This window comes from Fictibacillus sp. 7GRE50 (assembly GCF_015903875.1).
In the GTDB taxonomy this organism is placed as follows: Bacteria; Bacillota; Bacilli; order Bacillales; family Fictibacillaceae; genus Fictibacillus; species Fictibacillus phosphorivorans.
The window spans coordinates 763,237-789,227 of the sequence record NZ_JACZDW010000001.1 but is presented as its reverse complement, the minus strand read 5'-3'; the positions used below and the strand labels follow the sequence as shown (position 1 = coordinate 789,227).

Annotated in this window: 28 protein-coding genes and 1 pseudogene; 25 read left to right on the top strand and 4 right to left on the bottom strand. The window is 35.0% G+C overall.

The features are described 5' to 3' along the window. Positions 1-12: 12 nt before the first annotated feature. From IHV12_RS03980 to IHV12_RS03880, 21 genes are all read left to right on the top strand, one after another. Positions 13-1,509 carry a DEAD/DEAH box helicase gene (locus IHV12_RS03980; protein WP_197189894.1) on the top strand — a complete coding sequence of 499 codons (1,497 nt, stop codon included), beginning with the start codon at positions 13-15 and terminating at the stop codon, positions 1,507-1,509. After that, positions 1,506-2,216 carry a ComF family protein gene (locus tag IHV12_RS03975; protein WP_197189893.1) on the top strand — a complete coding sequence of 237 codons (711 nt, stop codon included), beginning with the start codon at positions 1,506-1,508 and terminating at the stop codon, positions 2,214-2,216. Before IHV12_RS03980 ends, IHV12_RS03975 begins: the two co-directional genes overlap by 4 nt. 82 nt (positions 2,217-2,298) lie before the next feature. After that, a complete protein-coding gene (locus tag IHV12_RS03970) occupies positions 2,299-2,694 on the top strand; it encodes a TIGR03826 family flagellar region protein (protein WP_197189892.1) in 396 nt (131 codons plus the stop codon). A gap of 86 nt (positions 2,695-2,780) precedes the next feature. Next, positions 2,781-3,047, top strand: coding sequence for a flagellar biosynthesis anti-sigma factor FlgM (flgM, locus tag IHV12_RS03965; protein WP_197189891.1), 267 nt, complete (start codon positions 2,781-2,783; stop codon positions 3,045-3,047). A 9-nt stretch (positions 3,048-3,056) separates the two neighbouring features. Next, on the top strand, positions 3,057-3,515 hold the full coding sequence (locus IHV12_RS03960; RefSeq protein WP_197189890.1) for a flagellar protein FlgN: 459 nt from the start codon (positions 3,057-3,059) through the stop codon (positions 3,513-3,515). A gap of 18 nt (positions 3,516-3,533) precedes the next feature. Further along, positions 3,534-4,994 carry a flagellar hook-associated protein FlgK gene (gene flgK, locus IHV12_RS03955; RefSeq protein WP_197189889.1) on the top strand — a complete coding sequence of 487 codons (1,461 nt, stop codon included), beginning with the start codon at positions 3,534-3,536 and terminating at the stop codon, positions 4,992-4,994. Between the two features lie 9 nt (positions 4,995-5,003). Next, positions 5,004-5,882: a flagellar hook-associated protein FlgL gene (gene flgL / locus IHV12_RS03950; protein WP_197189888.1), complete on the top strand. Its 879-nt coding sequence runs from the start codon at positions 5,004-5,006 to the stop codon at positions 5,880-5,882. 67 nt (positions 5,883-5,949) lie between these two features. Next, positions 5,950-6,534 carry a DUF6470 family protein gene (locus IHV12_RS03945; RefSeq protein WP_197189887.1) on the top strand — a complete coding sequence of 195 codons (585 nt, stop codon included), beginning with the start codon at positions 5,950-5,952 and terminating at the stop codon, positions 6,532-6,534. 4 nt (positions 6,535-6,538) lie between these two features. After that, entirely contained in the window at positions 6,539-6,979 is a 441-nt protein-coding gene (fliW, locus tag IHV12_RS03940) for a flagellar assembly protein FliW (protein WP_197189886.1), read from the top strand. Positions 6,980-6,981: 2 nt separating this feature from the next. Next, positions 6,982-7,227 (top strand): carbon storage regulator CsrA, encoded by a 246-nt coding sequence (csrA, locus tag IHV12_RS03935; RefSeq protein ID WP_197189885.1) that lies wholly within the window; start codon positions 6,982-6,984, stop codon positions 7,225-7,227. Between the two features lie 129 nt (positions 7,228-7,356). Continuing rightward, positions 7,357-8,172, top strand: coding sequence for a flagellin (locus IHV12_RS03930; RefSeq protein WP_197189884.1), 816 nt, complete (start codon positions 7,357-7,359; stop codon positions 8,170-8,172). A 73-nt stretch (positions 8,173-8,245) separates the two neighbouring features. After that, entirely contained in the window at positions 8,246-10,018 is a 1,773-nt protein-coding gene (locus IHV12_RS03925; RefSeq protein ID WP_197189883.1) for a motility associated factor glycosyltransferase family protein, read from the top strand. A 15-nt stretch (positions 10,019-10,033) separates the two neighbouring features. Then, complete coding sequence (locus tag IHV12_RS03920) at positions 10,034-10,393, top strand: hypothetical protein (protein WP_197189882.1); 360 nt, start codon at positions 10,034-10,036, stop codon at positions 10,391-10,393. 3 nt (positions 10,394-10,396) lie between these two features. Beyond that, the gene (locus IHV12_RS03915; RefSeq protein ID WP_197189881.1) at positions 10,397-11,701 is read left to right on the top strand and encodes a motility associated factor glycosyltransferase family protein; all 1,305 of its coding nucleotides are present in this window, start codon (positions 10,397-10,399) and stop codon (positions 11,699-11,701) included. Positions 11,702-11,814: 113 nt separating this feature from the next. Then, a complete protein-coding gene (pseB, locus tag IHV12_RS03910) occupies positions 11,815-12,807 on the top strand; it encodes a UDP-N-acetylglucosamine 4,6-dehydratase (inverting) (protein ID WP_197189880.1) in 993 nt (330 codons plus the stop codon). Between the two features lie 9 nt (positions 12,808-12,816). Then, positions 12,817-14,019 carry a UDP-4-amino-4,6-dideoxy-N-acetyl-beta-L-altrosamine transaminase gene (pseC, locus tag IHV12_RS03905; protein ID WP_197189879.1) on the top strand — a complete coding sequence of 401 codons (1,203 nt, stop codon included), beginning with the start codon at positions 12,817-12,819 and terminating at the stop codon, positions 14,017-14,019. An 8-nt stretch (positions 14,020-14,027) separates the two neighbouring features. Beyond that, positions 14,028-14,762 carry a glycosyltransferase family protein gene (locus IHV12_RS03900; RefSeq protein ID WP_255552531.1) on the top strand — a complete coding sequence of 245 codons (735 nt, stop codon included), beginning with the start codon at positions 14,028-14,030 and terminating at the stop codon, positions 14,760-14,762. Between the two features lie 31 nt (positions 14,763-14,793). Next, positions 14,794-15,909 (top strand): UDP-2,4-diacetamido-2,4,6-trideoxy-beta-L-altropyranose hydrolase, encoded by a 1,116-nt coding sequence (gene pseG / locus IHV12_RS03895; protein ID WP_197189878.1) that lies wholly within the window; start codon positions 14,794-14,796, stop codon positions 15,907-15,909. Beyond that, a complete protein-coding gene (locus IHV12_RS03890; RefSeq protein ID WP_197189877.1) occupies positions 15,887-16,468 on the top strand; it encodes a formyltransferase family protein in 582 nt (193 codons plus the stop codon). The genes pseG and IHV12_RS03890 overlap by 23 nt, the downstream gene beginning before the upstream one ends. A 3-nt stretch (positions 16,469-16,471) precedes the next feature. Next, on the top strand, positions 16,472-17,527 hold the full coding sequence (gene pseI / locus IHV12_RS03885) for a pseudaminic acid synthase (RefSeq protein ID WP_197189876.1): 1,056 nt from the start codon (positions 16,472-16,474) through the stop codon (positions 17,525-17,527). Positions 17,528-17,742: 215 nt separating this feature from the next. Next, entirely contained in the window at positions 17,743-18,051 is a 309-nt protein-coding gene (locus tag IHV12_RS03880; RefSeq protein ID WP_197189875.1) for a DUF5658 family protein, read from the top strand. A gap of 37 nt (positions 18,052-18,088) precedes the next feature. Here the strand turns inward: IHV12_RS03880 and IHV12_RS03875 are convergent, their stop codons facing one another. The 4 genes and pseudogenes from IHV12_RS03875 to IHV12_RS03865 form a co-directional block, all read right to left on the bottom strand. Continuing rightward, positions 18,089-19,894, bottom strand: a complete 1,806-nt coding sequence (locus IHV12_RS03875; protein WP_197189874.1) for a hypothetical protein — start codon at positions 19,892-19,894, stop codon at positions 18,089-18,091. After that, positions 19,891-20,196, bottom strand: coding sequence for a hypothetical protein (locus tag IHV12_RS03870; protein ID WP_231620627.1), 306 nt, complete (start codon positions 20,194-20,196; stop codon positions 19,891-19,893). The genes IHV12_RS03875 and IHV12_RS03870 overlap by 4 nt, the downstream gene beginning before the upstream one ends. Positions 20,197-20,283: 87 nt before the next feature. Further along, positions 20,284-20,358, bottom strand: a pseudogene (locus IHV12_RS23025) (prepilin-type N-terminal cleavage/methylation domain-containing protein); the annotation flags it as partial. Continuing rightward, positions 20,348-20,788, bottom strand: a complete 441-nt coding sequence (locus tag IHV12_RS03865; protein WP_197189872.1) for a prepilin-type N-terminal cleavage/methylation domain-containing protein — start codon at positions 20,786-20,788, stop codon at positions 20,348-20,350. The gene IHV12_RS03865 and the pseudogene IHV12_RS23025, both read right to left, overlap by 11 nt. A gap of 184 nt (positions 20,789-20,972) precedes the next feature. Here IHV12_RS03865 and IHV12_RS03860 point away from each other — a divergent pair, with 184 nt between their 5' ends. The 4 genes from IHV12_RS03860 to IHV12_RS03845 are packed head-to-tail and all read left to right on the top strand — an operon-like array spanning position 20,973 to position 25,985. Further along, positions 20,973-22,184 carry a hypothetical protein gene (locus IHV12_RS03860; protein WP_197189871.1) on the top strand — a complete coding sequence of 404 codons (1,212 nt, stop codon included), beginning with the start codon at positions 20,973-20,975 and terminating at the stop codon, positions 22,182-22,184. Positions 22,185-22,214: 30 nt separating this feature from the next. Beyond that, positions 22,215-22,928, top strand: a complete 714-nt coding sequence (locus IHV12_RS03855) for a PRC-barrel domain-containing protein (protein WP_197189870.1) — start codon at positions 22,215-22,217, stop codon at positions 22,926-22,928. A gap of 10 nt (positions 22,929-22,938) precedes the next feature. Further along, positions 22,939-24,324: a VanW family protein gene (locus IHV12_RS03850; RefSeq protein WP_197189869.1), complete on the top strand. Its 1,386-nt coding sequence runs from the start codon at positions 22,939-22,941 to the stop codon at positions 24,322-24,324. Continuing rightward, positions 24,324-25,985 (top strand): GspE/PulE family protein, encoded by a 1,662-nt coding sequence (locus IHV12_RS03845; RefSeq protein ID WP_197189868.1) that lies wholly within the window; start codon positions 24,324-24,326, stop codon positions 25,983-25,985. Before IHV12_RS03850 ends, IHV12_RS03845 begins: the two co-directional genes overlap by 1 nt. The last annotated feature ends 6 nt before the right edge of the window (positions 25,986-25,991 follow it).

Below are 25,991 nucleotides of genomic sequence, written 5' to 3'. Positions count from 1 at the left end.
GGAGACAACACGATGAGGTTTGTCTCCCTTTTTTTAAACAATCGTTTAACATTAACCCCTGAAACTCTAGTAAACGATTTCTCTTTGAAAGCTGTCCCTTTTAGTGAACTTCTTTTGATAGAACAACCTCCTTTAAATCCAACATTTCAATATGATGAGAAACTTCAACAAATCCTCTTTGGTAAGTCACTTTTATTTGATGAACTATCTTTTACAGTAGAGCAAATTCAACAGCATTATGAAAATGGTTTTGTTAATTATTCACCTGGTATTAGTAAGACTTCTAACGGTTATCTATGTAGTCGATGCGGAAATGAGAAGAGTAGTTTGTTTGCGGTGTTTTCTTGTTTTCGATGCAAGAGTGATAACTGTGCGTACTGTCGGAATTGCATCATGATGGGAAGAGTTAGCCAGTGTACGCCTTTGGTTTCGTGGAGTGGACCTGAAGTGAATTGGTCGCGTGGAAATAGTCTGCGCTGGAATGGTGAGTTGTCGAGTGGACAGCAAGTAGCATCTGAAGAATTTGTGGAGCGAATCGGAAGTGAGGGTGAACTTTTGATTTGGGCGGTGTGTGGGGCGGGGAAGACTGAAGTATTGTTCAAGGGCATTGAAAAAGCATTGAACTTAGGACTTCGAGTATGTATAGCGACTCCTCGTACGGATGTTGTATTAGAACTAGCACCTCGTTTAAAAGCGGTTTTTCCAAACACGATGGTCGCGAGTTATTATGGTGGATCAGAAGAACGTGAAACACTAGCACAACTCGTCATCTCAACTACTCACCAGCTGTACCGATTTAGACAAGCGTTTAACATCATGATCGTCGATGAAGTTGACGCCTTTCCTTATTCCTACGATAAAACCCTTCAACATGCGGTATCCTGTGCCGTTACATCGACACACTTTCTTATTTATTTATCAGCGACTCCTTCTAGAACGATGAAAAAAGCCTCAATTAGCGAGAGATTACCATGTGTGAAAATCCCAAAGCGATTTCATGGATTTCCATTACCTGTTCCAAATATGGTTTGGGGTGGAGAGTGGAAGAAGAGGTTAGAAAGAGGAAAACTACCAGCTCCATTTCTTAAATGGTTGAAAGCTCAAGCCGAGAGTGGACGACGAGCGATGATATTTGTGTCTTCAGTAGCCGTTTTAGAAAAGCTCACAGAACTGATAAGGAAGGAAGTTGATGTACCCGTTGACAGTGTTCATGCAGAAGATTCACTTCGAAAAGAAAAAGTAACTCAGTTTAGAAAAGATGAAATTCAATTACTTGTGACTACAACTATCTTAGAACGCGGAGTGACCGTTCCATTTATAGACGTAGCCGTTTTTGGTGCGGATCATGATGTTTTCACGGAAAGTGCTCTCGTTCAAATAGCAGGACGAGCAGGTAGAAGTAAGGATGATTATAACGGTAAGGTACTCCTGTTTCATTACGGTAAATCACTCAGTATGATACAAGCAATCAACCATATAAAGAACATGAACAAGGAGGCTAGACTTTGAGTTATTGCCTGTACTGCCATGAACCATATTCTGAAGCTTGGTCATGGGAAGGGCTGATTGGGTTAAAGCAATCACCACTTTTGTGCCAATACTGTGAAGGAAGATTAGTGCGGATAAAAGGTGAGATTTGTAGAATATGCGGTCGTGACTTTTCAGTATTTCCCGAGCAATATCGACAGGGTGATTGTTGCTTTGACTGCATTCGGTGGGAAGGAAACGAGGGTTGGAACGGCATTCTACAGCAAAATCGGTCACTATATGTCTATAACGACTATATGAAAGAAATGATAGCTAAACTCAAATATCGAGGAGATGCTGAAGTTGTTAAAGCCTATCACCCAGTGTTGAGTTCGGAGTTTAAAAAGATTTCCCGTGATGCACTTCTTGTTCCCATTCCTTTAAGTGAGGAGCGACATTATGAAAGAGGATTTAATCAAGCAGAACTTTTGGCAAGAGGAATGCAAAAGCCAGTAGAACATCTATTAAAGAGAAAAACACATGAAGAGAAACAAAGTAAGAAAACACGTGAAGAACGGTTATCTCAAAAAGAGAATCCGTTTGAAGTAGTAGACTCTTTAAAAGTGAAAGGTCAGAAAGTCATTTTAGTGGATGATATCTACACAACAGGAAGCACACTACGTTATGCGGCAAAAGTCTTAATTGAAGCTGGAGCCCGAAAAATTTCTTCTATTACCCTCGCACGATAAATAAAACGAATGACCTGTTAAAACTCGCTCGCTCAAATCCGATATATACAGAAGATAGAAGTGTTAAGGAGCGGGAAGCGATATGGACAATTTGATGAACTGTCCGCAGTGCGGCAAACTTTTTGTGAAATACATCCGTGAACAGTGTGATGGGTGCTTTCGAGAAGAAGAACAGGATTATGATCACGTATACCGATTTCTTAGAAAAAGCGAAAATCGTAAAGCGACGATTGTGGAAGTAAGTGAAGCAACCAAGGTAGCTGAAAGCAAAATCATCTATTTCATACACCAAGGAAGAATTCGTGTGAAAGGATACCCGAACTTCACGTATCCATGTGATGGATGTCAATCTCCGATTAATGATGGTCGTTTATGCGAAGAGTGTAAAGCGCGAATTAAATCGGAGCTCACGATTGAGGACTTAATAAGAAGAAAACAAGAAGAAGCATTACCTTCTTACCATACGGATGACAATTAACCTAATTTCTTTTCATCGCTTAAAGATTTTTATAATATTGCCGATACATTAAATAAGATTAAAGTCTCTAGATGAGGTGACTAAAAATGCGAATCAATCATTTTAACTCTATTCAAAATAACCCATACACAAAACAGGTGCCCCATATGAAGGATAATCATGTTAAGGCTGCATACAAAAAAGATGAGATTCAAATTTCTGATGAAGCAAAAAAACTATTATCTTCCTCAAAATTTGAACAAGACCGGATGAATAAAGTGAATGAGATCAAACAACAAGTGGATAGCGGAACATATAAAGTCAATATTTCTAAAACAGCAGCTTCCATTATTCAATATTACAAGCAGGTATAAGGAGGATTCATGGAAACGGCACAGATGACATCACTTCTTGAACGTTTGCTTCAATCCCACACAGATCTTCTAACTCTCGGAGAACGCAAAACAGAAGTGCTTAAATCAGGAGATATGAAGTCACTGGATGTTCTGTTAAAAGAAGAAGATCTTCAAGTGAAGAAACTACAACAGATAGAAAAAGAAAGACTTGTTAAGTTCGCGAATGTCACGTTAGGTGATGTTTTAGAACAAGTAGAAGAACCGGAAAAAGTACGATTGTTGAATCTACAAAACAGACTGATTGATATCTATGATGTTTTAAAGAATAGAAATCAGCTTAATCAAGGATTGCTTGAACAGTCACTGCAATATGTGAATATGTCACTTAGTATGATGCAGCCTCAAAGTGAACATGTGACGTATAACCAGACGAAAAAAAATCTTTATAAAAATAACGCAGCATCGCTTTTTGATTCGAAAGCTTAAACCTACGGAGGAATTACAATGCGCTCAACCTTTCATGGATTAGAAACAGCCCGTCGAGGAATGTTTACACAGCAAACAGCTCTTCAAACGACAGGTCATAATATAGCAAATGCAAATACTCCTGGGTATAGCCGTCAAAGAGTTAACTTTGTTCAGACAGAACCGTATCCGGCTGCGAGTATGAACCGTCCTCAGATTCCAGGGCAGATGGGTACAGGTGTAGCGGCAGGATCGGTGCAACGTGTTAGAGAAGGTTTTTTGGATACTCAGTTCAGAACAGAAAACAATAAGTTTGGGCATTGGGAAACTAAAAGTAATGCATTAAAAAAAATGGAAGACATTCTAAACGAACCTTCCGACACAGGCTTATCAAAAACAATGGATCGCTTTTGGCAATCACTACAAGACTTAGCTGTCCATCCTCAAGATGAAGGGGCTCGTTCAGTTGTTCTTCAGCGAGGGATAGCACTTTCTGATACGTTTAACCACATGTCAACTTCCTTAGACAATATTAGAAAAGACATGGGATTCCAGGCTGATGTAACAGTTAAGGAAATTAACTCAATCATTGATAAAATCAATGATATTAATATCCAGATTTCAGAAGTTGAGCCACATGGGTATTTACCAAATGACTTATACGACAAGAGAGATAGTTTAGTAGACCAGCTTTCAGGTTTAATAAATATTAAAGTTGAGCGTGTTCAAACAGCTGATCCTAGTTTAATTGACCTCAATTTTAACCCTGATGGAAAATATAAAATACATCTTTTAGATGATAAAGGCGCATCACTTGGATTATTAGTTAATGCAGACACGAATACAATTACTGCAATTAATAGTGTATATGATAAAACAACTAATGAACTAACAGCACTTACATTTGGCACAAATAATCTTTTAAGTGGAAGTGAAAAAACACAAGGTAAACTTCAAGCGTTAAGAGATGCTTATCAAGAAACATATCCAAACATGATAAAGAATTTAGACGATTTAGCGCATAAATATATACAAGCATTTAATGCGAAGCATAGCTCTGGAGTAGGTTTAGACGGAGCAGCCTCAGGAAATTTTTTTGACCCTGGTACACCAATTGGCGCTGCGAAAAACATGAAAGTAATATTATCGGATGTAAAAAAAATAGCAGCTGCATCATCTGGCGGGAAAAATGGCGATGGCTCAAATGCATTAAATCTTGCTGATGTAAGGGACGATGTTAATTTCCAGAGTGTATTTGAGGGATATATAGGATCGATGGCAGTCGATGCTCAAAAAGCAGAAGGAATGAGTACAAATTCTATTGTCTTACTCGACTCTGTTGATAAGAGAAGACAGTCGATAAGTGGTGTTTCACTAGATGAAGAAATGACAAATATGATTCAGTACCAACATGCATACAATGCAGCAGCAAGAAATATTACAGTAGTAGACGAAATGCTAGATAAAATTATTAACGGTATGGGTGTCGGAGGAAGGTAGGTTTAAGTAATGCGCGTAACACAATCTATGTTATCAAATAACATGCTGCGTCACATTAGCCAAAGCTATGAAAGAATGGCCAAAACACAAGAACAACTTTCAACAGGAAAGAAGATTAGCCGACCATCAGACGATCCCGTTGTCGCCATGAAAGGCATGGCGTATCGAACGGACTTAACAGAGGTAGAACAATATAAACGAAACTTATCGGAAGCATATAACTGGATGGAGAATTCGGATGCTGCTTTTGATAAAGCTACGAGTGTCTTGCAAAGAATCAGAGAGTTGACTGTTCAAGCGAGTAATGGAACTCTGGAAGAATCACAAAGAAGTATGATTGGAAAAGAAATCGGTCAATTAAAGGAACATTTGGTTTCAATTGCTAATACCAAAGTGGCAGGGAAATTTATTTTTAATGGTAACGATACAACAAACCCTCCTGTTTCAAATACAGCTGGCATAATCACAGTGTCTACAAACAGTAACCCTGTGAAAATTGAAATGTCTAGTGGTATAGAAGTTCCTGTAAACATTGATCCAACAAAAGTGTTTAATGATCAACTATTTAACGATATAAAAGATCTAGAAGATGCGCTTAATGGAAACAACACAATGCCAGTAGGTGATTTTCTTGGTAAATTAGACACTAATATCGATAACCTTGTAGCAGAACGTGCAGAATTAGGTGCTCGTTACAATCGTGTTGAATTAATTGACACTCGTGTAAGTGAACAAGAAGTTATTGCAAATCGCATCCTTTCAGATAATGAAGATGCGGATATCGAACGTGTTATAACAGATTTAAAGATGCAAGAAACCATTCATCGGGCAGCGCTTGGTGTTGGTTCTCGCATTATGCAGCCAACGTTAATGGACTTTTTACGTTAAAATTGGAGAGCTATCCTTGTGATAGCTCTTTTCTTGCAAATATGAAACTTATTTGGAGGGGACTTTTATGAACTTTCCTCAACTTAGAATGGAATCTGTAATTGGACAAATAGGTCTAACCTCTCAAAGATCAATTCAAGAGATAGAACAGCCTCCTGCAGAGATGACTATTAAACAACCAAAAGCTGAATTAACTATACACAGAACTCCCGGAAAACTAACAATAGACCAGACTCAAGCATGGGAGGATATGGATTTAAAACATATTTCTAAAAGAATAGAAGAGTTTGCCCAACACGGTTACCAAGATTGGTTGTCTGGTATGGCTAGAAGAGCTCAGGAAGGCGATGACCTGATGAGAATAGAAAATGGTGGAAATCCAGTAGTGGAACATGCGAAAATAAATAGTGAAAGTCCAGTGTATGAATTTAACATTGGTTTTGTACCATCACCATTTAGTGTGAAAGTAAACTATCAAGCAGCCGATGTGCGGATTAACTGGAAAACGAACAAGCCTGAAATTGATGTGAAAGTAAATAAGCCACGTCACGATTACACACCAGGAATAGTTAGTGGTGAAATGATACAATGGCCATCATTAAAAATTGAAGTCATTGGATTAGAATTGGATGGACAAACAGTAAAGGATTGAGGAAATGAAACTTCAGACGAAATTTGATGAAATATTAGAGATTAATGAATCAGATATATTGCATTTTGATAATGGATTGCCCGGTTTTGAAGAAGAGAAACAATTTATTCTATTACCTATAGAAGATACTGAGTTGTTTATGCTGCAATCCATAAACCAGAAAAATCTAGCGTTTATTACAACTAATCCATTTGTTTTCTTTCATAATTATGATTTTGAATTAGGTTCTCAAGAACAAAAATTATTGGGAGTTAAAGAAGAGAACGACGTTTATGTTCAAGTAATAATTACTGTAAGTGATCCATATGTAAAATCTACTGCAAATTTACAGGCACCAATTATTATCAATACTAAAAACAATAAATGTAAACAAGTTGTGTTAACCGATAGTAGGTATAGAACTAAGCATTTTTTAACAGAAGCAATTATTGGACAGGAGGGTTAAAGATGTTAGTTTTGGCCCGGAAGTTACAAGAAGCTATTAAAATCGGACATGATATTGAAATAACAATATTAGGTATTGATGGAGATCAGGTCAAATTGGGTATAAATGCACCCAAAAATATTGATATCCATAGAAAAGAAATATATATTTCCATACAAGAAGAAAATAGTCGAGCATCATTGACTACTTTAGATACTATACGTCAAATAAAACTACAAAAAAAAATTACGAAATCTGTTAAAGATTAATTTGAATTCTCCGATATAAATTATGTAGGAATAAGAGTTACTTTTAACGGCCGTAAAAGTGCTTAAATTCTACTAATTTATCCAACCACAAGGAAGTGGGCGGAAAACATTCAAGGAGGAAATTTAAAAATGAGAATTAATCACAATATCGCAGCACTTAACACGTACCGTCAATTAGGTGCAGCAAATAACGGACAAATGAAATCTATGGAAAAATTATCATCTGGTCTTCGTATTAACCGTGCAGGTGATGATGCAGCCGGTCTTTCAATCTCTGAAAAGATGAGAGGGCAAATTCGTGGATTAGAACAAGCTTCGCGTAATGCGCAAGATGGAATTTCTTTCATTCAAACTGCAGAAGGTGCTCTGAATGAAACACATTCTATTCTTCAACGCATGAGAGAGTTGGCTGTTCAAGCATCAAATGATACTAACGTTACAGCTGACCGTGTTGCTATTGGTGATGAGTTAAAGCAGTTGAAAAACGAAGTTACACGAATTGCTAATGAAACAGAGTTTAATACACAAAAATTAATTAGTACAGGTGGCACTTACGAATTCCAAGTAGGAGCTAATTCTGGTCAAATTATTGCACTTACTATGTCGACAATGACTGCTACAGCTCTAGGATTATCACTTGCTGCTATTACTGTTGATACTAGAACGAATGCTAATGCGGCTATTACTGATATTAATAATGCAATTACTACAATTTCAGAAAATCGCTCTAAGTTGGGAGCTGTTCAGAACCGTTTAGAACATACTATTAACAACTTAGATACTGGTGCTGAGAATCTTACAGCTGCTGAATCTCGTATCCGTGATGTAGATATGGCTAAAGAAATGATGGCACAGACTAAGAATTCTATTCTTTCTCAAGCTGCTCAAGCAATGCTTGCTCAAGCAAATCAACAGCCTCAAGGCGTTTTACAATTACTGCGTTAATTCACAAATATTAGTTCAATATCAATAAAGGCAACCAACACAATTGGTTGCCTTTTTTAAAAGGGTGTAATTTATGAACAACAGCAATGACGTATTTGAAAAATATGATATTTCTATAGTGAAAAGTAAACGGAATAATATTGATAGCTTAAAAGTAAATAATCTATACTTACATAGTAGGTACAACCCTATTGAAGAAGCAGAGAAAATAAGCAGTTCACACTATAAAAAGAACTATTTACATATTTTATTTGGATTTGGACTGGGATATATAGCTCATGCATTAGAAAAAAAGATGAGTGATACAGATCAACTACTAATTATTGAACCTAATATTGAATTGTTTAATAAAGCAATTGAAAGAAAAGAAAATCAAAGTTTCATTAATAATAATAAAGTTAAAATTTGTGTAGGTTTAGATGCCTCAAAACTTGAAATATTATTGAATTCTAATTTTCAAAGTTTTTTTGGAAGATTCACCATTATTTCATCTCCGAATTACACAAAATTGTATCCGGACTATTACAAATGCTTTTTAGAAAAAGCTAAGGAACACTTGATGATGGAAGTTATAAATAATAATACTCGTCATATTTTTTCCGAGCGATGGCAGGATAATTTTATATCTAACCTTTATCCAGCTTTTTTGGCATATAATCTCGAAGTTGTAAAAGGTAAGTTGGACTGTCCAGTAATAATAACATCAGGAGGACCATCCTTAACCAAACAACTGCCTTTATTAAAAAAAATGAAAGACCACGCTTATGTTATATGCGCTGGTTCTACTATTAATACATTACTAAACGAGAATATTATCCCTGATTTGATTGTAACAGTTGATGGAGGAGAACCAAATTTTAATCATTTCAAGGACATTGACATCGACCATATCCCTTTAGCCTATCCTTTAATTGTTCATAAAGGAATACCCTTGCAGCACAAAGGGGAACATATCATCTTTAATATTAGTGATCATACAAAAACAAATATATGGACTAATAAATTATTATCTAAAAATATAACCTTAGTGCAAACTGGACACTCTGTCGCTAATTTTTCTTTAGATATAGCCCTTCAAATAACAAGTGGACCAATTTGTATAATTGGACAAGACTTAGCATATTCCAATAACCAAACTCATGCAATAGGGAATGTTGGGTTCTCAATTATTGATGAAGCCCAGAAAAAACAAAGAAAAATGTTTATTACTGAGGGATATTATGGAGATGATGTTCTTACAGATTATGTTTTTCATGGAATGAAAAAAGGCTTCGAACATCAAATAAATATATTTAAGGAAAAAGGATGTAATCAAAATATATATAATGCCACTGAAGGTGGAGTGAAGATACAGGGTTTTGAACAAATATCCTTTATTAATTTTATTGAACAGTTTTGTAAAAAGAATGTTAGAGAAGAAGTAAATAAACTACTTCCACCAAAGGAAATTCCTAATTCTGAAAAGTGGAAGGAATTTTATAATGAAATACAAAAGTTATTGAATCAGTATAAAGATGTGTTGTTACTTACTGAAAAATCCCTGTCTATTTTAAATAAAGTTAAGAAAAATAATTTTCAATTTAATAGTAAATTCAATAAAAAAATAGATGAGTATGATAAGGAATTAAAAGTGTTACTAGAAAATGAATTTATACATTATATTTTAAAACCCACTTTATTTAAAATTCACCATAGTTACTTAGAAAGCGAAGATGAATCATGTGAGGATAGTAATAAAAGAATTTATCATCAATCATATATGCTATATGAAGGTATTAAAACAGCAACCCAACAAGGGCTTAATTGGCTAACTGACTTAATAAAAAGGGTTGAAATAAATTTATAAAAATGAGGTATAAATATGTCAAATGAAAAACTCATTCACGAAACAATCCAGAGTATAGAAGAATTTCTGCCCAAAGTTTCTCATTCTTGTCTAATAATTACTGAACAGATTAGAAGTGATAATGAAAGTCAAGCAATGTACCATATTAACCAATTCATTGCAGCAGTAGAATGGTTAACACAAGCTATTAATGGTATTAAATCGTTGGGCTATATAATTAATATAGATACAAAAGAGATTAATCAACATCTGCTTGAAACAAAAGAAGGCCTTGAAAACAATGACCTAGTACTTATAGCAGATATGTTTGAATATGAACTTTATCCAATGCTTGAGGGTTGGACTAACGAAATTTATCAATATAAAGGCGAATAGTAAATGGAATGGTATATTGCAAAAACGAGAACACTTCCTACAGTAAAGATTAAGAAAGATAGCAAAACGTATTATATGCATAGTAAATATGATCCCATTAAAGAGGCCGAGACATGGGTTGATAAAATTTCTTTAAAAGAGACTATAAATGAGATTATTGTAATAGGAATTGGACTAGGGTACCATATTTCATTGTTAGCCAAAAAGTATCCAAATTGCTTTATTCAAGTTTTTGAGTTTAATTATTCGTTTATAAAATGGGGCATAGAAAGAAATAAATTTACTAATCTAATTGAAAATAAAAATGTTTTTTTAAATTATGCAAGTGATACTTCTGCGCTATTGAACCAACTTTCTAAACACCTTATTGGTTCCATTGATAATCTACTTATATATAAACCATCTTTGGAATTAATTGAATCAAATATTATTAGATTGAGCTTGGAATCATACTTAATAAAAAAACGAACAATTCGAGAACAAAAAGCTGCATTAACTCAGAATTTTAATAAGAATAATGATTTAAAAGATAAAGACATTAGTAGTTGTCTAGGGATTTACAATAATAGCCCGACTATATTGGTTTCAGCGGGGCCATCCTTAACAAAACAATTACCTTTATTAAAGAAGGCTTCAATGAGGGGTGCAAAAATTGTTTGTGTAGGAACTGCACTTATACCATTGATAAAGGCAGATATTATTCCGAATTTAATTATGATATCTGATCCCAAAGATTTAATAATGGATCAGTTTCAGGGCATGAAAAATTTAGATGTACCATTATTTTATTTATGTACAGCAAATCATACTGCTGTAAAAATATATAATGGCCCAAGGTTTATTGTATGGCAAAGGGGTTTTCCTAATGCTGAACTTATTGCAAGACAAAATAAAGTGCCATTAATTGAAACAGGTGGATCAGTAGCTACATGTTTACTTGATTTATTAGTAAAACTGGGTTCAAATAAAATAGCCTTAGTTGGACAAGATTTAGCATTTACAAATAATATGACTCATGCAATAGGTACTCATTTATATAAAAGGTTTAATCATAACATTAATTCCATAGAAGTTAATGATTATTATGTTAAAGAGAAAATCATTACATCTCGAAACTTATACATTTATTTAAAATGGTTTGAAAGCTATGTTGAACAATATCAGGATATTCAGTTTTGGAATTGCACAGAAGGCGGTGCACATATAAAAGGTTGGGTACATCGCCCGTTGAGTGAGTTTCTGATTCAAAATAAAATACTTAAACAGGTTAATGGAAATGATGGAGGTTGTTCACCATCTTTAGCATAAAAATTTCAAAAAGACTCTATAAAGGAGTCTTTTTTTGTCTACAATTATATTAATAATTTTTCATATATACCGATATATAAAGTGATTCTTAATAATTAAGGAGATTAAAATCAATGTTCTTATCCAATAAAACTATACTAATCACCGGTGGTACCGGATCATTTGGAAAAAAATTCATAAAAAAAATCTTGCAATTAAATGTTAAAAAAGTAATTGTTTTTAGCCGGGATGAACTGAAACAATACGAAATGGCTCAAGAATTCACGGATTCTAGAATGCGTTTTTTTATTGGAGATGTACGTGATAAAGATCGTTTATACCGTGCATTTGATGGAGTAGATATTGTAATTCATGCTGCAGCATTAAAACATGTGGGTGCTTGTGAATATAATCCATTCGAAGCAGTAAAAACGAACATTCATGGGGCTCAGAATATTATAGAAGCTGCCATTGACCGTGGTGTACAAAAAGTGATTGCCCTTAGTACTGATAAAGCAGCAAGTCCAGTAAATTTATATGGAGCTACTAAACTAGCATCTGATAAGTTATTTGTTGCTGCTAACTCCTATGCGGGTGATAAAGATACAAGATTTTCAGTAGTACGTTATGGGAATGTTGTAGGTAGTCGTGGAAGTGTAGTTCCTTTCTTCAAAAAAATTGCACACACAGGACGTTTACCCATAACAGATTTAAGAATGACGCGCTTCTGGATCACGTTAGATCAAGGTGTTCAGTTTGTATTAGATAACTTAGAGAGAATGAATGGTGGGGAAATCTTTGTTCCTAAGATTCCAAGTATGAAAGTTATTGATCTTGCTGAAGCAGTAGCACCTGGTTGTGATATTGAAGAAATTGGGATTCGTCCTGGAGAGAAACTTCATGAGGCGATGATTACAGAAGACGATGCAAGGCGAACACTAGAATTTGATAGCTATTATGTTATCCAACCTGAGTTTCCATGGTGGAAAGAAGAATATTCAACTGATGGTAAGACACTTCCAGATGGTTTCCGCTATAGCAGTGAATTAAATGAGGATTGGTTATCTGTCGATCAATTGGTAGAGTTAATTGAAGAAAAAGAAGAAAAAGAATGGGTTAAGGGATAAATAGTTGATATGGACAATGTAAAAACTAAGTACAGGGCAGAACAACCCATTCGCGATTCATACCTTGCTTATGGCCGACAGTGGATTGATGAAGAAGATATACAAGCAGTTGTTGATGTCTTAAAGGGGGACTTTCTAACAACTGGTCCTACTATTAATAAATTCGAACATGCAGTAGCTAATTATGTAGGTGCAAAGTATGCAGTTGCTTTTTCAAATGGGACTGCAGCACTACATGGAGCTTGCTTTGCAGCTGGTATTGAAGAAGGTGATGAGGTCATAACAACACCTATGACCTTTGCAGCTAGTGCAAACTGTGTTTTGTATATGGGCGGTACCCCAGTCTTTGCTGATATTGATAACAAAACTTACAATATCAATCCTGAAAATATTGAAAAACTTATTACTGAGAAAACAAAAGCTATCATTCCCGTTGATTTTACAGGACAACCAGTAGAACTTGATACTATTTTAAATATAGCCAAGAAACACAATCTAGTAGTGATTGAAGATGCTGCACATGCACTTGGAGCTACCTATAGGGGTAGAAAAATCGGTTCCATAGCAGACATGACGATGTTTAGCTTCCACCCTGTTAAACATATAACAACTGGTGAAGGCGGAATCATTACTACGAATAGTAAGAATTATTATGATAAGCTTTTACAATTTCGTTCACATGGTATCACTAGAAACCAAGGTCAACTTATTAATAAAAATGAAGGTCCTTGGTACTATGAAATGCAGTTTCTAGGCTTTAACTACAGAATGACGGACTTCCAAGCTGCACTTGGAATAAGCCAACTTAAAAAGAATGATAAGTTTGTTGAAATCAGAACAAAATATGTTGATCTTTATAATAAGGCTTTTGAGCAACATAAATTTATTGACCCACCCCATCTCATAACAGATAGCAATTCTAGTTGGCATTTGTATGTAATACGTTTGAAACTAGACAAACTTAATGCTGATCGAAAAGAAATATACGAAGCATTAATCTCTGAAAATATTGGGGTGAATGTTCATTATATTCCAGTCCACTTGCTTCCATATTATAGTGATATTGGATATCAGAAAGGTATTTGTCCTAATGCCGAAAAGTTATATGAAGAAATAATAACTTTACCTTTGTACCCGGCTATGAATCAGAAAGATATTGAGGATGTTATAGAAGCTGTAAATAAAATATTAATATTCTATTCAAAGAATTAGGTGATCTCTTGAATAAAAAAGTTGCAATTATCCAAGCTAGAATGGGTTCCACAAGATTACCAGGAAAAATACTCAAAAAAGTGTTAGGGATATCATTATTAGAGTGCCAAATCGAACGCCTTTCCCATACTCAATTAGTAGATGAAATAGTTATAGCAACTACACTTAAAGAGGAAGATAAAAGTATAGTAGATTTATGCAATTGTTTATCTATTCCTTATTATCAGGGTCCTGAAGAAGATGTGTTAAAGAGGTATTACGAAACAGCAAAATTATTTAAGGCTAATACAATTATTAGGTTAACCTCAGATTGTCCAATTATAGATCCTTCTATTGTTGATAATGTTATAAATTATTACTTAAATAACAATTATGATTATGTATCTAATACTTTAAAACGGACATATCCAAGAGGAATGGATACTGAAGTATTTTCTTTCGATGCCTTAAAGAAAGCTTATATTGATTCGAAAGAGATTCATTTTAGAGAGCATGTTACACCATTTATTTATCAGAATCCAAGTATTTTTAAATTAGGATCAGTTGAGTCCCCCATTAATAATAGTAAATATAGATTAACTGTTGACACAAAAGAAGATTTAGAATTAATAACAAAAATAATAGAAAGTTTATACCCAAATAATAATTTATTCTTATTGAATGAGGTAATCGAGTTACTTCAAACTAAAAGTGATTGGGTAAAACTAAATAGCCATATAGAGCAAAAAAAATTAATAACTTAAGTAATTCACTCGTGAAATAAGGATGAAATGTATGAATATTGTTTTTAGAGTAGATTCTTCTAATATTATTGGCACTGGGCATATCATGAGATGTCTTACTTTAGCTCATCAATTTAAATTATTCGGAGCTAAGGTAGTATTTATATCTAGAACTCATAAAGGTAATATATGTAATATTATTGAGGAACAGGGATTTAAAGTTCATAGATTAAATATAAGTAACAAGATATGTAATGATAAATCTGTGTTGCATTCCAGTTGGTTAGGTGTAACTTTCGAAGAAGATGCCATGGAAACAATTAAATGTATTCAAAATGAAAAAGTAGATTTATTAGTGGTAGATCATTACGCTATTGATTCTCGTTGGGAAAAGAAAGTAAAAGAAGTGGTTCCAAGCATTATGGTCATAGACGATTTAGCTGATAGAAGTCATATGGCTGATTTTTTATTAGATCAAAATTTGTATCAGGATATTAATACAAGGTATACTAATAAATTACCAAACTACTGTAAAAAATTTTTAGGTCCCGAATTCGCACTTTTAAGACAAGAATTTTCACTTCATCAAAAAAAGAATCAAATTATAGATAAAAATAAAATAAAAAGAATTTTAATTTTTTTTGGTGGGAGCGATCCTACTAATGAAACAGAAAAGGTTTTAAAGGCACTAAAAAATATGGAATTATCAAACATAATAATTGATGTTGTTGTTGGTCAGTCAAACTCAAAAAAAGAAAAAATTAAGCAACTTTGCTCAAAATTAAAAAATGGAAATTTTCATTGCCAAATTAATAACATGGCTGAATTAATGTCTAAATCTGATTTTGCTATTGCTGCTGGAGGTAGTTTTACATGGGAACGATATTGTATAGGATTACCCGGAATAACAATAGCTGTAGCAGAAAACCAAATAAAACTTATAGAGGATGCTCAATTATTAGGAATAGACATGTATTTAGGTGAATCAAAAAATGTAACAGTAGATTTGATTTCTGAAGTTGTATCAAGAATTATTGTTTCTCCTTTTGATATTTTGAGTATGTCACAAAAAGCTCAAACGATTGTTGATGGAAATGGAGCGATAAAGATAGTTAAAGAAATTTTTAAAATTAGGAATGGTCTTAATGAAATTACTATTGCTAGGTAAACAAAGTGAGAATTTATTCGACTTTTTAATTGGATTAGGCAATGTAGTTGAACAAACGGAAAACAAACTAACATTAACTGAAGTTAATGAATATTCCCCTGATTTTATAATTAGTTATGGGTACAGACATATTATTAAAGAGGAGATAGTTTCTTGTTATAAAAATAAAATAATTAACCTTCATATTTCTTATTTGCCTTGGAACAAAGGAGCAGATCCAAATCTATGGAGCTTTTTAAAGAATACTACTAAAGGTGTGACTTTACATTATATTGATACAGGATTAGATACAGGAGACATAATAACTCAAAAGTCTATAGAATTTAATTCCAAAGAAACACTAAAATCAAGCTATGAAACGTTATGTCATGAAATTGAGTTGTTATTTAAGGAAACATGGACCTTAATAATTGAAAATAAAATCCTCCCTATTCAGCAGGTTGGAAAAGGGAGTTATCATCGAAGTAAAGACAAAGAATATTATTTGAATTTATTAACAGAAGGTTGGAACACACCTGTTAATAATTTGATTGGAAGAGCCTTAAATAAAGGAGAGTAAATAGTGAATTTAATTGATATAAATGGAAGAAAAATAGGACTAGGATTTGCGCCTTTTATCATTGCTGAAATGTCAGGAAATCACAATCAATCATTAGAAAGAGCCCTTGAAATAGTAGAAGCTGCAGCTAATGCTGGAGCACATGCCTTAAAAATTCAAACCTATACAGCTGATACTATGACGTTAGATAATGACTCCGATGATTTTTTTATAAATGATTCTAATAGTTTATGGAAAGGGAGGTCACTTTATAAACTTTATGAGGAAGCATATACTCCGTGGGAATGGCATAAACCTATATTTGACCGAGCTCGTGAGCTTGGAATGATTGCATTCAGTACACCTTTTGATGAAACAGCAGTTGATTTTCTAGAGGAGTTGAATGTACCTCTATATAAGGTTGCATCATTTGAAAATAACGATATTCCATTGATAAAAAAAATAGCTTCAACTGGTAAACCTATGATTATTTCTACTGGAATGGCCTCCATTGCTGAGTTAGATGAAACAGTAAGGACAGCTAGGGCAGCTGGTTGTGAAAATTTAGTGTTGTTAAAGTGTACAAGTACATATCCAGCCACACCAGAAAATACAAATATTACAACAATTCCACACATGAAAGAATTATTTAATTGCCACGTAGGATTGTCTGACCATACAATGGGGATTGGGGTAGCAGTTGCAAGTGTAGCTTTAGGGGCAACAGTTATTGAAAAACACTTTACATTAAATAGAGAAGACGGTGGGGTTGATTCAGCTTTTTCCATGGAACCTCATGAAATGAGAGCATTGGTAACAGAAACTGAAAAAGCATGGCAAGCATTAGGAAAGATAAGTTATGGACCTACAAATGCTGAAAAGAAGTCTATGAAATTCCGTCGTTCTATATATATATCTAAGGATATTAAACCAGGTGATATTTTAACTCGTCAAAATATAAAAATAATACGTCCTGGGTATGGTTTAGAACCGAAATATTATGACCTGCTTATGGGTAAAAGAATAAATTCTTACATAAAAAAAGGAACACCATTAAGTTGGAATATAATTAGTTCTTAAGGTATTGAATAATACTTTATAATTTTTTATCAAATGTTTATTCTTCAACGAACTTATCAATAAATAAACCAAACAAACTTCAGAGAAGATCTCTAAATTGAGATCTTTTTTTTAAAAATTCCTGTTTTTTTAAACAGCAGAGTAAGTGAAAATTTCATTAAAGTTAGTCTTTATCTGTGCTTATCCGGGTATACTCCTACTGTGGAGGTGAAAGAATGAAGCAATCGATCTGGCTACAACCGCAATTTTTAATTTGTCTTGTTCTGGCAGTTCTTAACATGATGGATGCAAGCATTACTCATGTGTTATTACAGAATGGTGCTAGTGAATTAAATCCTCTTATGAATAAAGCTTATGGGTACCATCCAGTATTATTTTTAGCTATTAAACTCATTTTTTCTTTCCTAATCGTATGGTGTAGAACGTTCATTGTTCATAAGCATATCAGAAAATTGACCATGGTTGCTTTTCTCATTTACTTAGGAGTTGTGACTTGGCAAACATTCCTGCTTATTTCCATATGAAAAGCCTTTCCACCATTGGAAAAGCTTTTAAATCTATTTATTTGATTTTGCGTTCAACCGTCGTTACTGCTAAATCCTTTACTTTAGGAAGTCCTTCTGGAGGATTTTCTATTAAATCTGGATTATACGTTATCTTTAATCTAGATTGGGCTGGGGAGATATTAGGCTGATTTAATTGGTAGATGTCGTTGCTGACCCATTGTAATCTGCTCCAATCCCAATCGTAGTTTTCTTTTACTGTTCCACGAGTAGCATTAAGTACAATTTTTCTTCCGAAAATACCACCTTGGATTTCAAGGTGTGAACCTACACCGTAAATCTCCATCATTTCTTCTGAATAAAAAAATCCTCGAATGATATTTGGTTCATCTTTATAAACGTTGTTATTCGAAATATGAATGGCATCTTTTCCAAAGACGACTAATGAGCTTTCTGGTACTTGAGTCTTGTCAATTCCTTGTATTTTGGAATAGTTGATTGTAGTGGAGCCTGTTACAAATATAGTGGAATTAAACTTAACATTAGCGCCTTTTATTGTTAAATTACCGTCTACAAACAACGGACCTTCAATCTGAAACTTTTCATAATTATTGGAATTATTCGGATCGTATGGGTATTCAGGGGTTTCACCGATCGTAAGATTCCCACCAATGTATGCTCCATTTTTTATGTTGTATATGGAATCGGTAAGTTTATTCCCTCGTAAATGTAATTGTTGGTTATTCTTTAAAAGGAAACTTAACCTGTTCAATGAAAAACCATTTTTAATTTCGATAATTTCATTGCCTATTCTATCTTTAACTCCCTTAACATCTGTTAGAAATGCATTTGTGCTACCAAGATTTCCGACTAATTTCGTGAGGTCTGTAACAGTTCTTGAATCAAAATAATACTTTGATCTTTGTGCGTCAATTTCAATAGGAGCGAAGTTAGCCACTCTTTGATCTAGAATAGGACTATATTGTTTGTTAACATCTTTATTGTATTTAGTAAAGGCATCGCTTACCTTTGAAGGGATAATTTCTTCATATTCATTTCTGTTAAAAGTATTTTGATTAATATTTTGATTGTATGACAATTTATCGTTATTTAATTTATATAATTTCTCTCCTACTATTAATCGAGCCTTGGAGCCATCTTCTCCTTCAATGCTCGGAAGGTCTGAGGGAATCCACTTATATCCATTGTTTGCATAAGTCACGACTCCTGTACTTTTCGTTACGAGGTTTCTCTCTACATATAGGTCGCCTTTAATGGCTACTCCGCCATGAAGAAACATATTGCCGTCATCTTTTTTTGATTCGCATTTCGCTGCGTCCTTACAAGGATTATAGGCACCAACTGCGTATTTTAAGGCATCAGGTACTTTCTTTGCACCTAGGTGAATGGTGGATGTAATGGTCTTTGTTTTTCCTTTAACTGTCGCCTCGCTGTGCAGAGTCATCTGTTGTGTAAGGTCTTCAGTTCCTGGAGACAGGTAGGAACGACTATAGATTTTCACCTTTAATTTCTTGTTTGGCTCGTCAATAAGCTTTCCGGCAGTTTGAGGAACTGTATTTTCACCATTAACATAATACGTTTGAATTATATTACCCATACGATTTTCAAAATCTCCAACTGGCAGTCCAGCAAGGGGCTTTGTTTCGGTTTCTAGGTAAGCTGTTAAAAAATCGATGCCTTTTTCTGCGAGCTCTGTTACCTGTATATCTGCCTCACGGACAGAGGTTCTTTTGACTCCGTTCATGGTTGTGGATAGAAGTGAAAGTCCAGCTACAGAAAAGATTACAATCATCAATAACACAATTAGTAATGTATTTCCTCTTTCATTATGCAGAATCTTCATTTTCCTCCTCCTAACAATCCAAATTGGCTATTGAGCGAAAGGGGCTTAGCTTTTTCGTTTTTTGTACTTTTGACTTTTAATAAAATTTTGATACTGGTTCCATCAATGGAAATTTTAGAACCCGTTAAATCATAGGAATTGGAGTGAAGAGAATTATTATTCATCTTTGCATCTGTTCCTATAAATCCCACCGTTTTTGTAACGCCTTCCTTTTCATAGGAAAGGAGATTCTGAGTTTCATTTGAGACATCCTTAATCTTAGATGAAGGAACCGTATAGAGGTCATTGATTATTTGTGACATAATAAGGTCCGCCTCGTCTCGTATCAAAGCTTCTGTATGTACACGTTTCTCTGTATTGAGCCCGTTAATAAGGAAAGAATATGCCACGGTTCCGATTATGGAGAACAATACGATCGTGACTAGCATTTCAATAAGGGTTAAGCCTTTTTGGTTATTTATCATAGGATACATACCCTTCTACAGAAGTGTCTTTCGATTTTTCTTTTAATTGATAAGAAACGGTTACTATTACAGGAAATAGATTTGCACTTACCTCTTTAGCATCTCCAGGGGAAGTAGTTACATTTATGGAATACTTAACATTATTGATTATTGTTGTATAGAGATTATTGCATGCGTCAGCTGTGAGGTCGTAGCATTTCTCATTGCTATAGACATCTTTAATAGGGACTTTTATCCCATAATCAATAGGTTTTTGCTGTATTCGATCTAATGTCATTCTAGCCAGATTTGTAGCGACTAGCTTCTGGTTGTTACCAGAAGAAATTTCGTCTGCTTGTATAAAAAGATTGGAAAAAGCTATGACAGAAACCGATAGAATAGTAAGGGATACTAGTACTTCAACTAATGAAAATCCTTTTTCTGAAAACATTGCACATCCCCCTGAATTCAAAGTTAAATTTGAAACTAAATTTCATTTCCATTTAGTATATAAGTAGTATACAATAATTCTCAGGAATATTTGCATTTATTGGATTTTTTTGTATAGTTTTGTAGTAATATAGTAAAAAAGATATATCATTTAATAAATATTTTGAAAATTAAGGAGGGATACCGTGACATATTTCATAGTTGCTATATTGTGTTTATTGGTTGTTACTCCTATCGTTCTTTATTTGCCTATTAAACTATCAAATAGAGATAAATTAATTTTGATTGGAGTATCATTTTTTCTAGCAATAGGAGGTATTGGGACGTTAAATTATATGTCGTACTGGATCGCTTTAGCTGTCATTCTTAGTCTTGCGTTTACAGCTGCGTATGCTTCAGAAAAATGGATGCCTGTTCTTAATACATCTCCTAGAGAAGAAGTGGCTAGTGTAGCACATTCAATCCAACCCACGTTACCTAGGGACAATCGCATGGAACAGCTCATGATCGAAGAAGCGTTAGCTCCAACTCTTGAAGAAACGGTTCAAAATAGAGAAGAGCTAAACGATGAAATACCTATTCTGTTAGAAGATTCCTTTTCATTAGAGGGTGTATGGATAGATGATTTAGAGGTAACTTCCGTTGATTTAATACTCGAAGATGTTTCTGAGGAAGAGGTCGTTGTTGAAGATGACCTGTTATTATCGCTTGAAGAACTGCAGAAGCAAGAGAATGAATTTGAGTTTCTAGAGATCAATCGATCTGATTTAATAGATTTGAACTCGGAGGAGAATTCTGAATTTGAGACGATCGATGAAATGATTCTGGAACGAGCAGAGTTATTTGATGAGCTTGATGAAACTGAGCTTGAAACAGAGTTAGAAACAGAACTTGAAATTGAGTTATCAGTAGCCGAAGTAGAAGAAATAGAACGAGAAGATAGTGTTAAGGAATTAGAAGAGATCGAGCACATAGACATATCTGAAATTTCTCTAGAGGTTGTCGAAAATTCTATAGAGAAAGAACTAGTAATTTCTAAAGTTGAGCCGATAAATGATATAGAGATAATAATTGAGTCCGAAATCATCAGTGAAGAGCTGAACGTTGTTAGTCCTTTAGATATGGATTTTGCGGTTCAGGATATGCTTTTACATACGCTTAGTCATTATCAAGAGAAACAGGATTTTGACTTTTATCACTCTATGTTATTGGCTATTTTAGAAGAGCCTCTATCAAACAAAGATTATTATCTTTTTGCAAAATTATTAGTAGAATCCTTTTTGGCAACAAATTATGCTAAAGGAGCAAAAGCTATTCTACAAAGCATGGGTGAGAGATTGTCAGATTATCCTATCATTCAAGAAGAAATTAAACATTATTTATCTTCATTAGATTAAATTACACATAAAGGAAAAGGTGAATCAAGAATGAAAAAAAGCAACCAGTTTATCGGATTGCCGATAATTAGCATTCAAGATGGAACAGAAGTAGGAAGTGTAAAATCACTTGTAGTAAATTCTCAACAGCGTACAGTGGATTTTTTAACAGTTGAACATGAAGATTGGCAGATTAGTGTAAGAGCGATTCCATTTAAGAAGATAGCAGGGGTTGGAGAATTTGCTGTAATGATTGAAGATCGAAATTCAATCTTTGATTTAACAGAGATTCCTATTGCAAACGAACTAGTTCAGAAGAAGATTGGAATTGCAGGAGCAAAGATCATTGATCGGAAAGGCCAGTTAATTGGGGAAGCGACAGAATTCTTTATTGATGAAGATAATGGATCTATTCTAGGTATTGCCGTATCGGTTCAATCCAAAGAATTGGTTCTTGCTGCAGAATACGTAATTACCTATGGTCGTAATTTATTAGTTGTTAAAGAAGAATCCGAATTGAAATTTTTGGATCGAGCAGAATTGCTCCTTATGAAACAAGAAGATGCTGTATCAAATGAGCCTGATATGATTAAAGAAAAGCAATATCAATTATTAACGGGCAGAACTACAACAAAAGACATTTTCTCTAGAAATGGTGTACTTCTTTTCCCAAATGGCACTCAGTTAAAAAAAGAAGACGTTGAAGCTGCACAAGAACACGGACCTGCAGTACTAGCTGAACTTTCTATGAATGTTGTCGGCTAAAGGATAGGCTATGGCTAAAACAGAATTCAATCCAAGACGATTTCTATTATTATTTGGAATGATTAGCCTAATGTCTTTTTTTATATTTTCCACAAGCCTTTTGTCTACGAATCTATACTATAGTTTATTCGCTGAAGAAACATTTGATAAGGGGGTTCAAGTAGCCTCAGTTTCACTGGAAGGACTCACCTACGAAGAAGCGGTTCAAAGAGTAAAAGATAGAACTAACAAGTGGAAGGAAGAAAGCCAAGTCGTCCTTCTTTATCAAAAGCAAAAGGTGACGATTAGTCCTGAATCTTGGGTGTTTCAGCCAGAGGATAGTGTGAAACAAGCGAACCAGAATAACGGAACTTTGATCGCTTCTTTAAATGGAGATCTAGTAAACGAAGGTTTAAATGAATGGAAGGATTCTGGACTTTTAGAAGTTCTAGATAAAGATTTGCTGTTTCGCCAGTTAAAGCAGATCGGACAATCCCTAAAAACAGGTACTACAGAAGTCGAGGTTAATGAATTTCTAACAACTGCAGGACAACCAGACGAAATCGTGAGCGAAAGTTCAATTGAGCTATCAGGTGAACTGCCATTGTTGGATGAATGGGTTGAGGCTTTAAATGGATATGAAATTAAATCTGGTGGTTCCTTCTCTTTATTAGAGGCTATTGAGGAGAAAGGAATGACTGCACAAGATTCAATTGATATTAATGTGCTTGGAAGTGCTATCTATTCAGCTGTTGTAAAAACTAATTTTGAATTTATAGAACGTCACATTTCTAGACAGCTACCTGAATATGTAGAGCTTGGTTATGAGGCGTATGTGAATCCCATTGAAACGGACCTAGCTTTTCAGAATCCTAATCCAACTCCTTATGCGTTAGAGCTTTTTATTCAGGATGGGAAGCTATCGGTTTCAGTTGTAGGGATACAGTTACCTCACCCTTACAGAATTGTGGTTAAGAAAGAGGAGTTTGAACCGAAGACCATCATTCACTTTAACGAGAACCTCTCCTACTTTTCAAGCTCAGTTTTAGTTGAAACAGGGAGAAAAGGTTATTTAGGAAAAGTGTATCGTGTCTCTTATGACGAAGCGGGGAAAGAGTCTGCAAGAGTGAAACTGTTTGAAGACTTTTATCCTCCTAAACACCGTATAGAAGAACGTGGTTATCCAGTGGAACCTGCTGAAGGGGAAGAAATAGAAGAAGGGATGCCAGTAGAAGGCATTCCGAATGATGGTACGATGCCACCTGTGTATCCGTATTATCCGTATCCTCAAAATCCGGCTAATCCAGATCCGTTTGCGCCGGTTCTTCCTAGTATTCCGACCCCGACGGACAAGGTGCCTAACGGAAACGAGGGCGAGACATCTGAGGCTCAGCCACAAGGGGGTGTTTCTAAGTAATGATTGTAAAAAAACGTCTTGGCGATTTGTTAGTTGAATCGGGATTAATTACTGAGGAACTTCTTAACCAAACGTTACAGGACAAGAGAAAGAATCAGAAGCTTGGAGATGCCCTCATTGAAAAAGGTTATCTATCCGAGCAGCAGTTAATTGAGGTTCTGGAGTTCCAGCTCGGTATTCCACATATCAGTTTGTATCGATATCCGATTGAAGAGCAAGCGATTGCCATCGTTCCACGAGAGTTTGCTAGAAGAAACTTCTTGATCCCTATCAAGAAAGAGGGTGAAAAGCTTTTTGTGGCGATGGCAGATCCAATGGACTTCATGGTGATTGATGATCTTCGTTTAACGACAGGCTTCCAGATTGAGAGGGTTATTTCAGCAAAGGACGATATCATCCGTGCGCAAAATAAATATTATGATGTAGATGATTCTATGAATGAACTGTTAGAGTTGTTGCCTCAAGGGACAGCACTAACAGATGAGAGTCGGATCACTGAGGATGATTCTCCTATTGTTAAACTCGTCAATCAAATTATCCAACAAGCGATCCAGCAAAAGGCTAGTGATATTCACTTTGATCCACATGAGACAAAGCTGCTCGTCAGGTATAGAATAGACGGACTTTTGAAGACGGAGCGAAGCTTGCCAAAGCATATGCAGAACATGCTGACAGCTCGCATCAAGATCATGGCAAACCTGAACATCACGGAGAATCGTTTACCCCAAGATGGGCGGATTAAACTCAACTTAGAGATGCATCCAGTAGATCTGCGTGTATCAACCTTACCCGCCATTTTTGGTGAGAAGATTGTACTGCGGATACTAGATCTTGGAAGCACGTTAAACAATTTAGATAATTTAGGATTTAATAAGTTGAATTACAAACGATTCACGACTCTTATTAAACAGCCTAACGGGATTATTTTAATAACAGGACCTACTGGATCCGGTAAATCTTCTACGCTTTATGCAGCACTAAATCGTTTGAACAGTGAGGAAGTAAACATAGTAACGGTTGAAGACCCTGTTGAATATCAGCTTGAAGGCATCAACCAGATTCAGGTAAATGCTGCAGTAGGATTAACATTTGCTAGTGGTCTGCGATCCATTCTGCGACAAGATCCTGATGTCGTGATGGTAGGTGAGATTCGAGATACAGAAACTGCTGAAATTGCGGTTAGAGCCTCGTTAACGGGCCATCTCGTTCTTAGCACACTTCACACGAATGATTCAATCGGCACGATCGCTCGTTTAACAGACATGGGTGTCGAACCGTTCCTTGTTGCAGCTTCTCTATCAGGTATAGTGGCACAACGTCTAGTTCGAAAAGTTTGTAGAGATTGTAAACAAACGTTTAAAGTGACGGAACGCGAGAAAGAAATCTTTTTAAAGCGTGGCATTAAAATTGAAGCTATTTCTCGTGGTAAAGGGTGCGGGATGTGTAACATGACCGGTTATAAAGGAAGGATTGCGATTCACGAAATATTGGTAGTGGACGAGCATATCCGACAGATGATTATGAACAACAAACCAATTCTTGAGATCCGAGAGTATGCCATGAAAAACGGAACGATCTTCCTCATTGATGATGGTCTGTTAAAAGTAAAACAAGGTTTAACCACTACTGAAGAAGTTCTAAGAGTAGCAATAAGTGAGTAGGTGGCA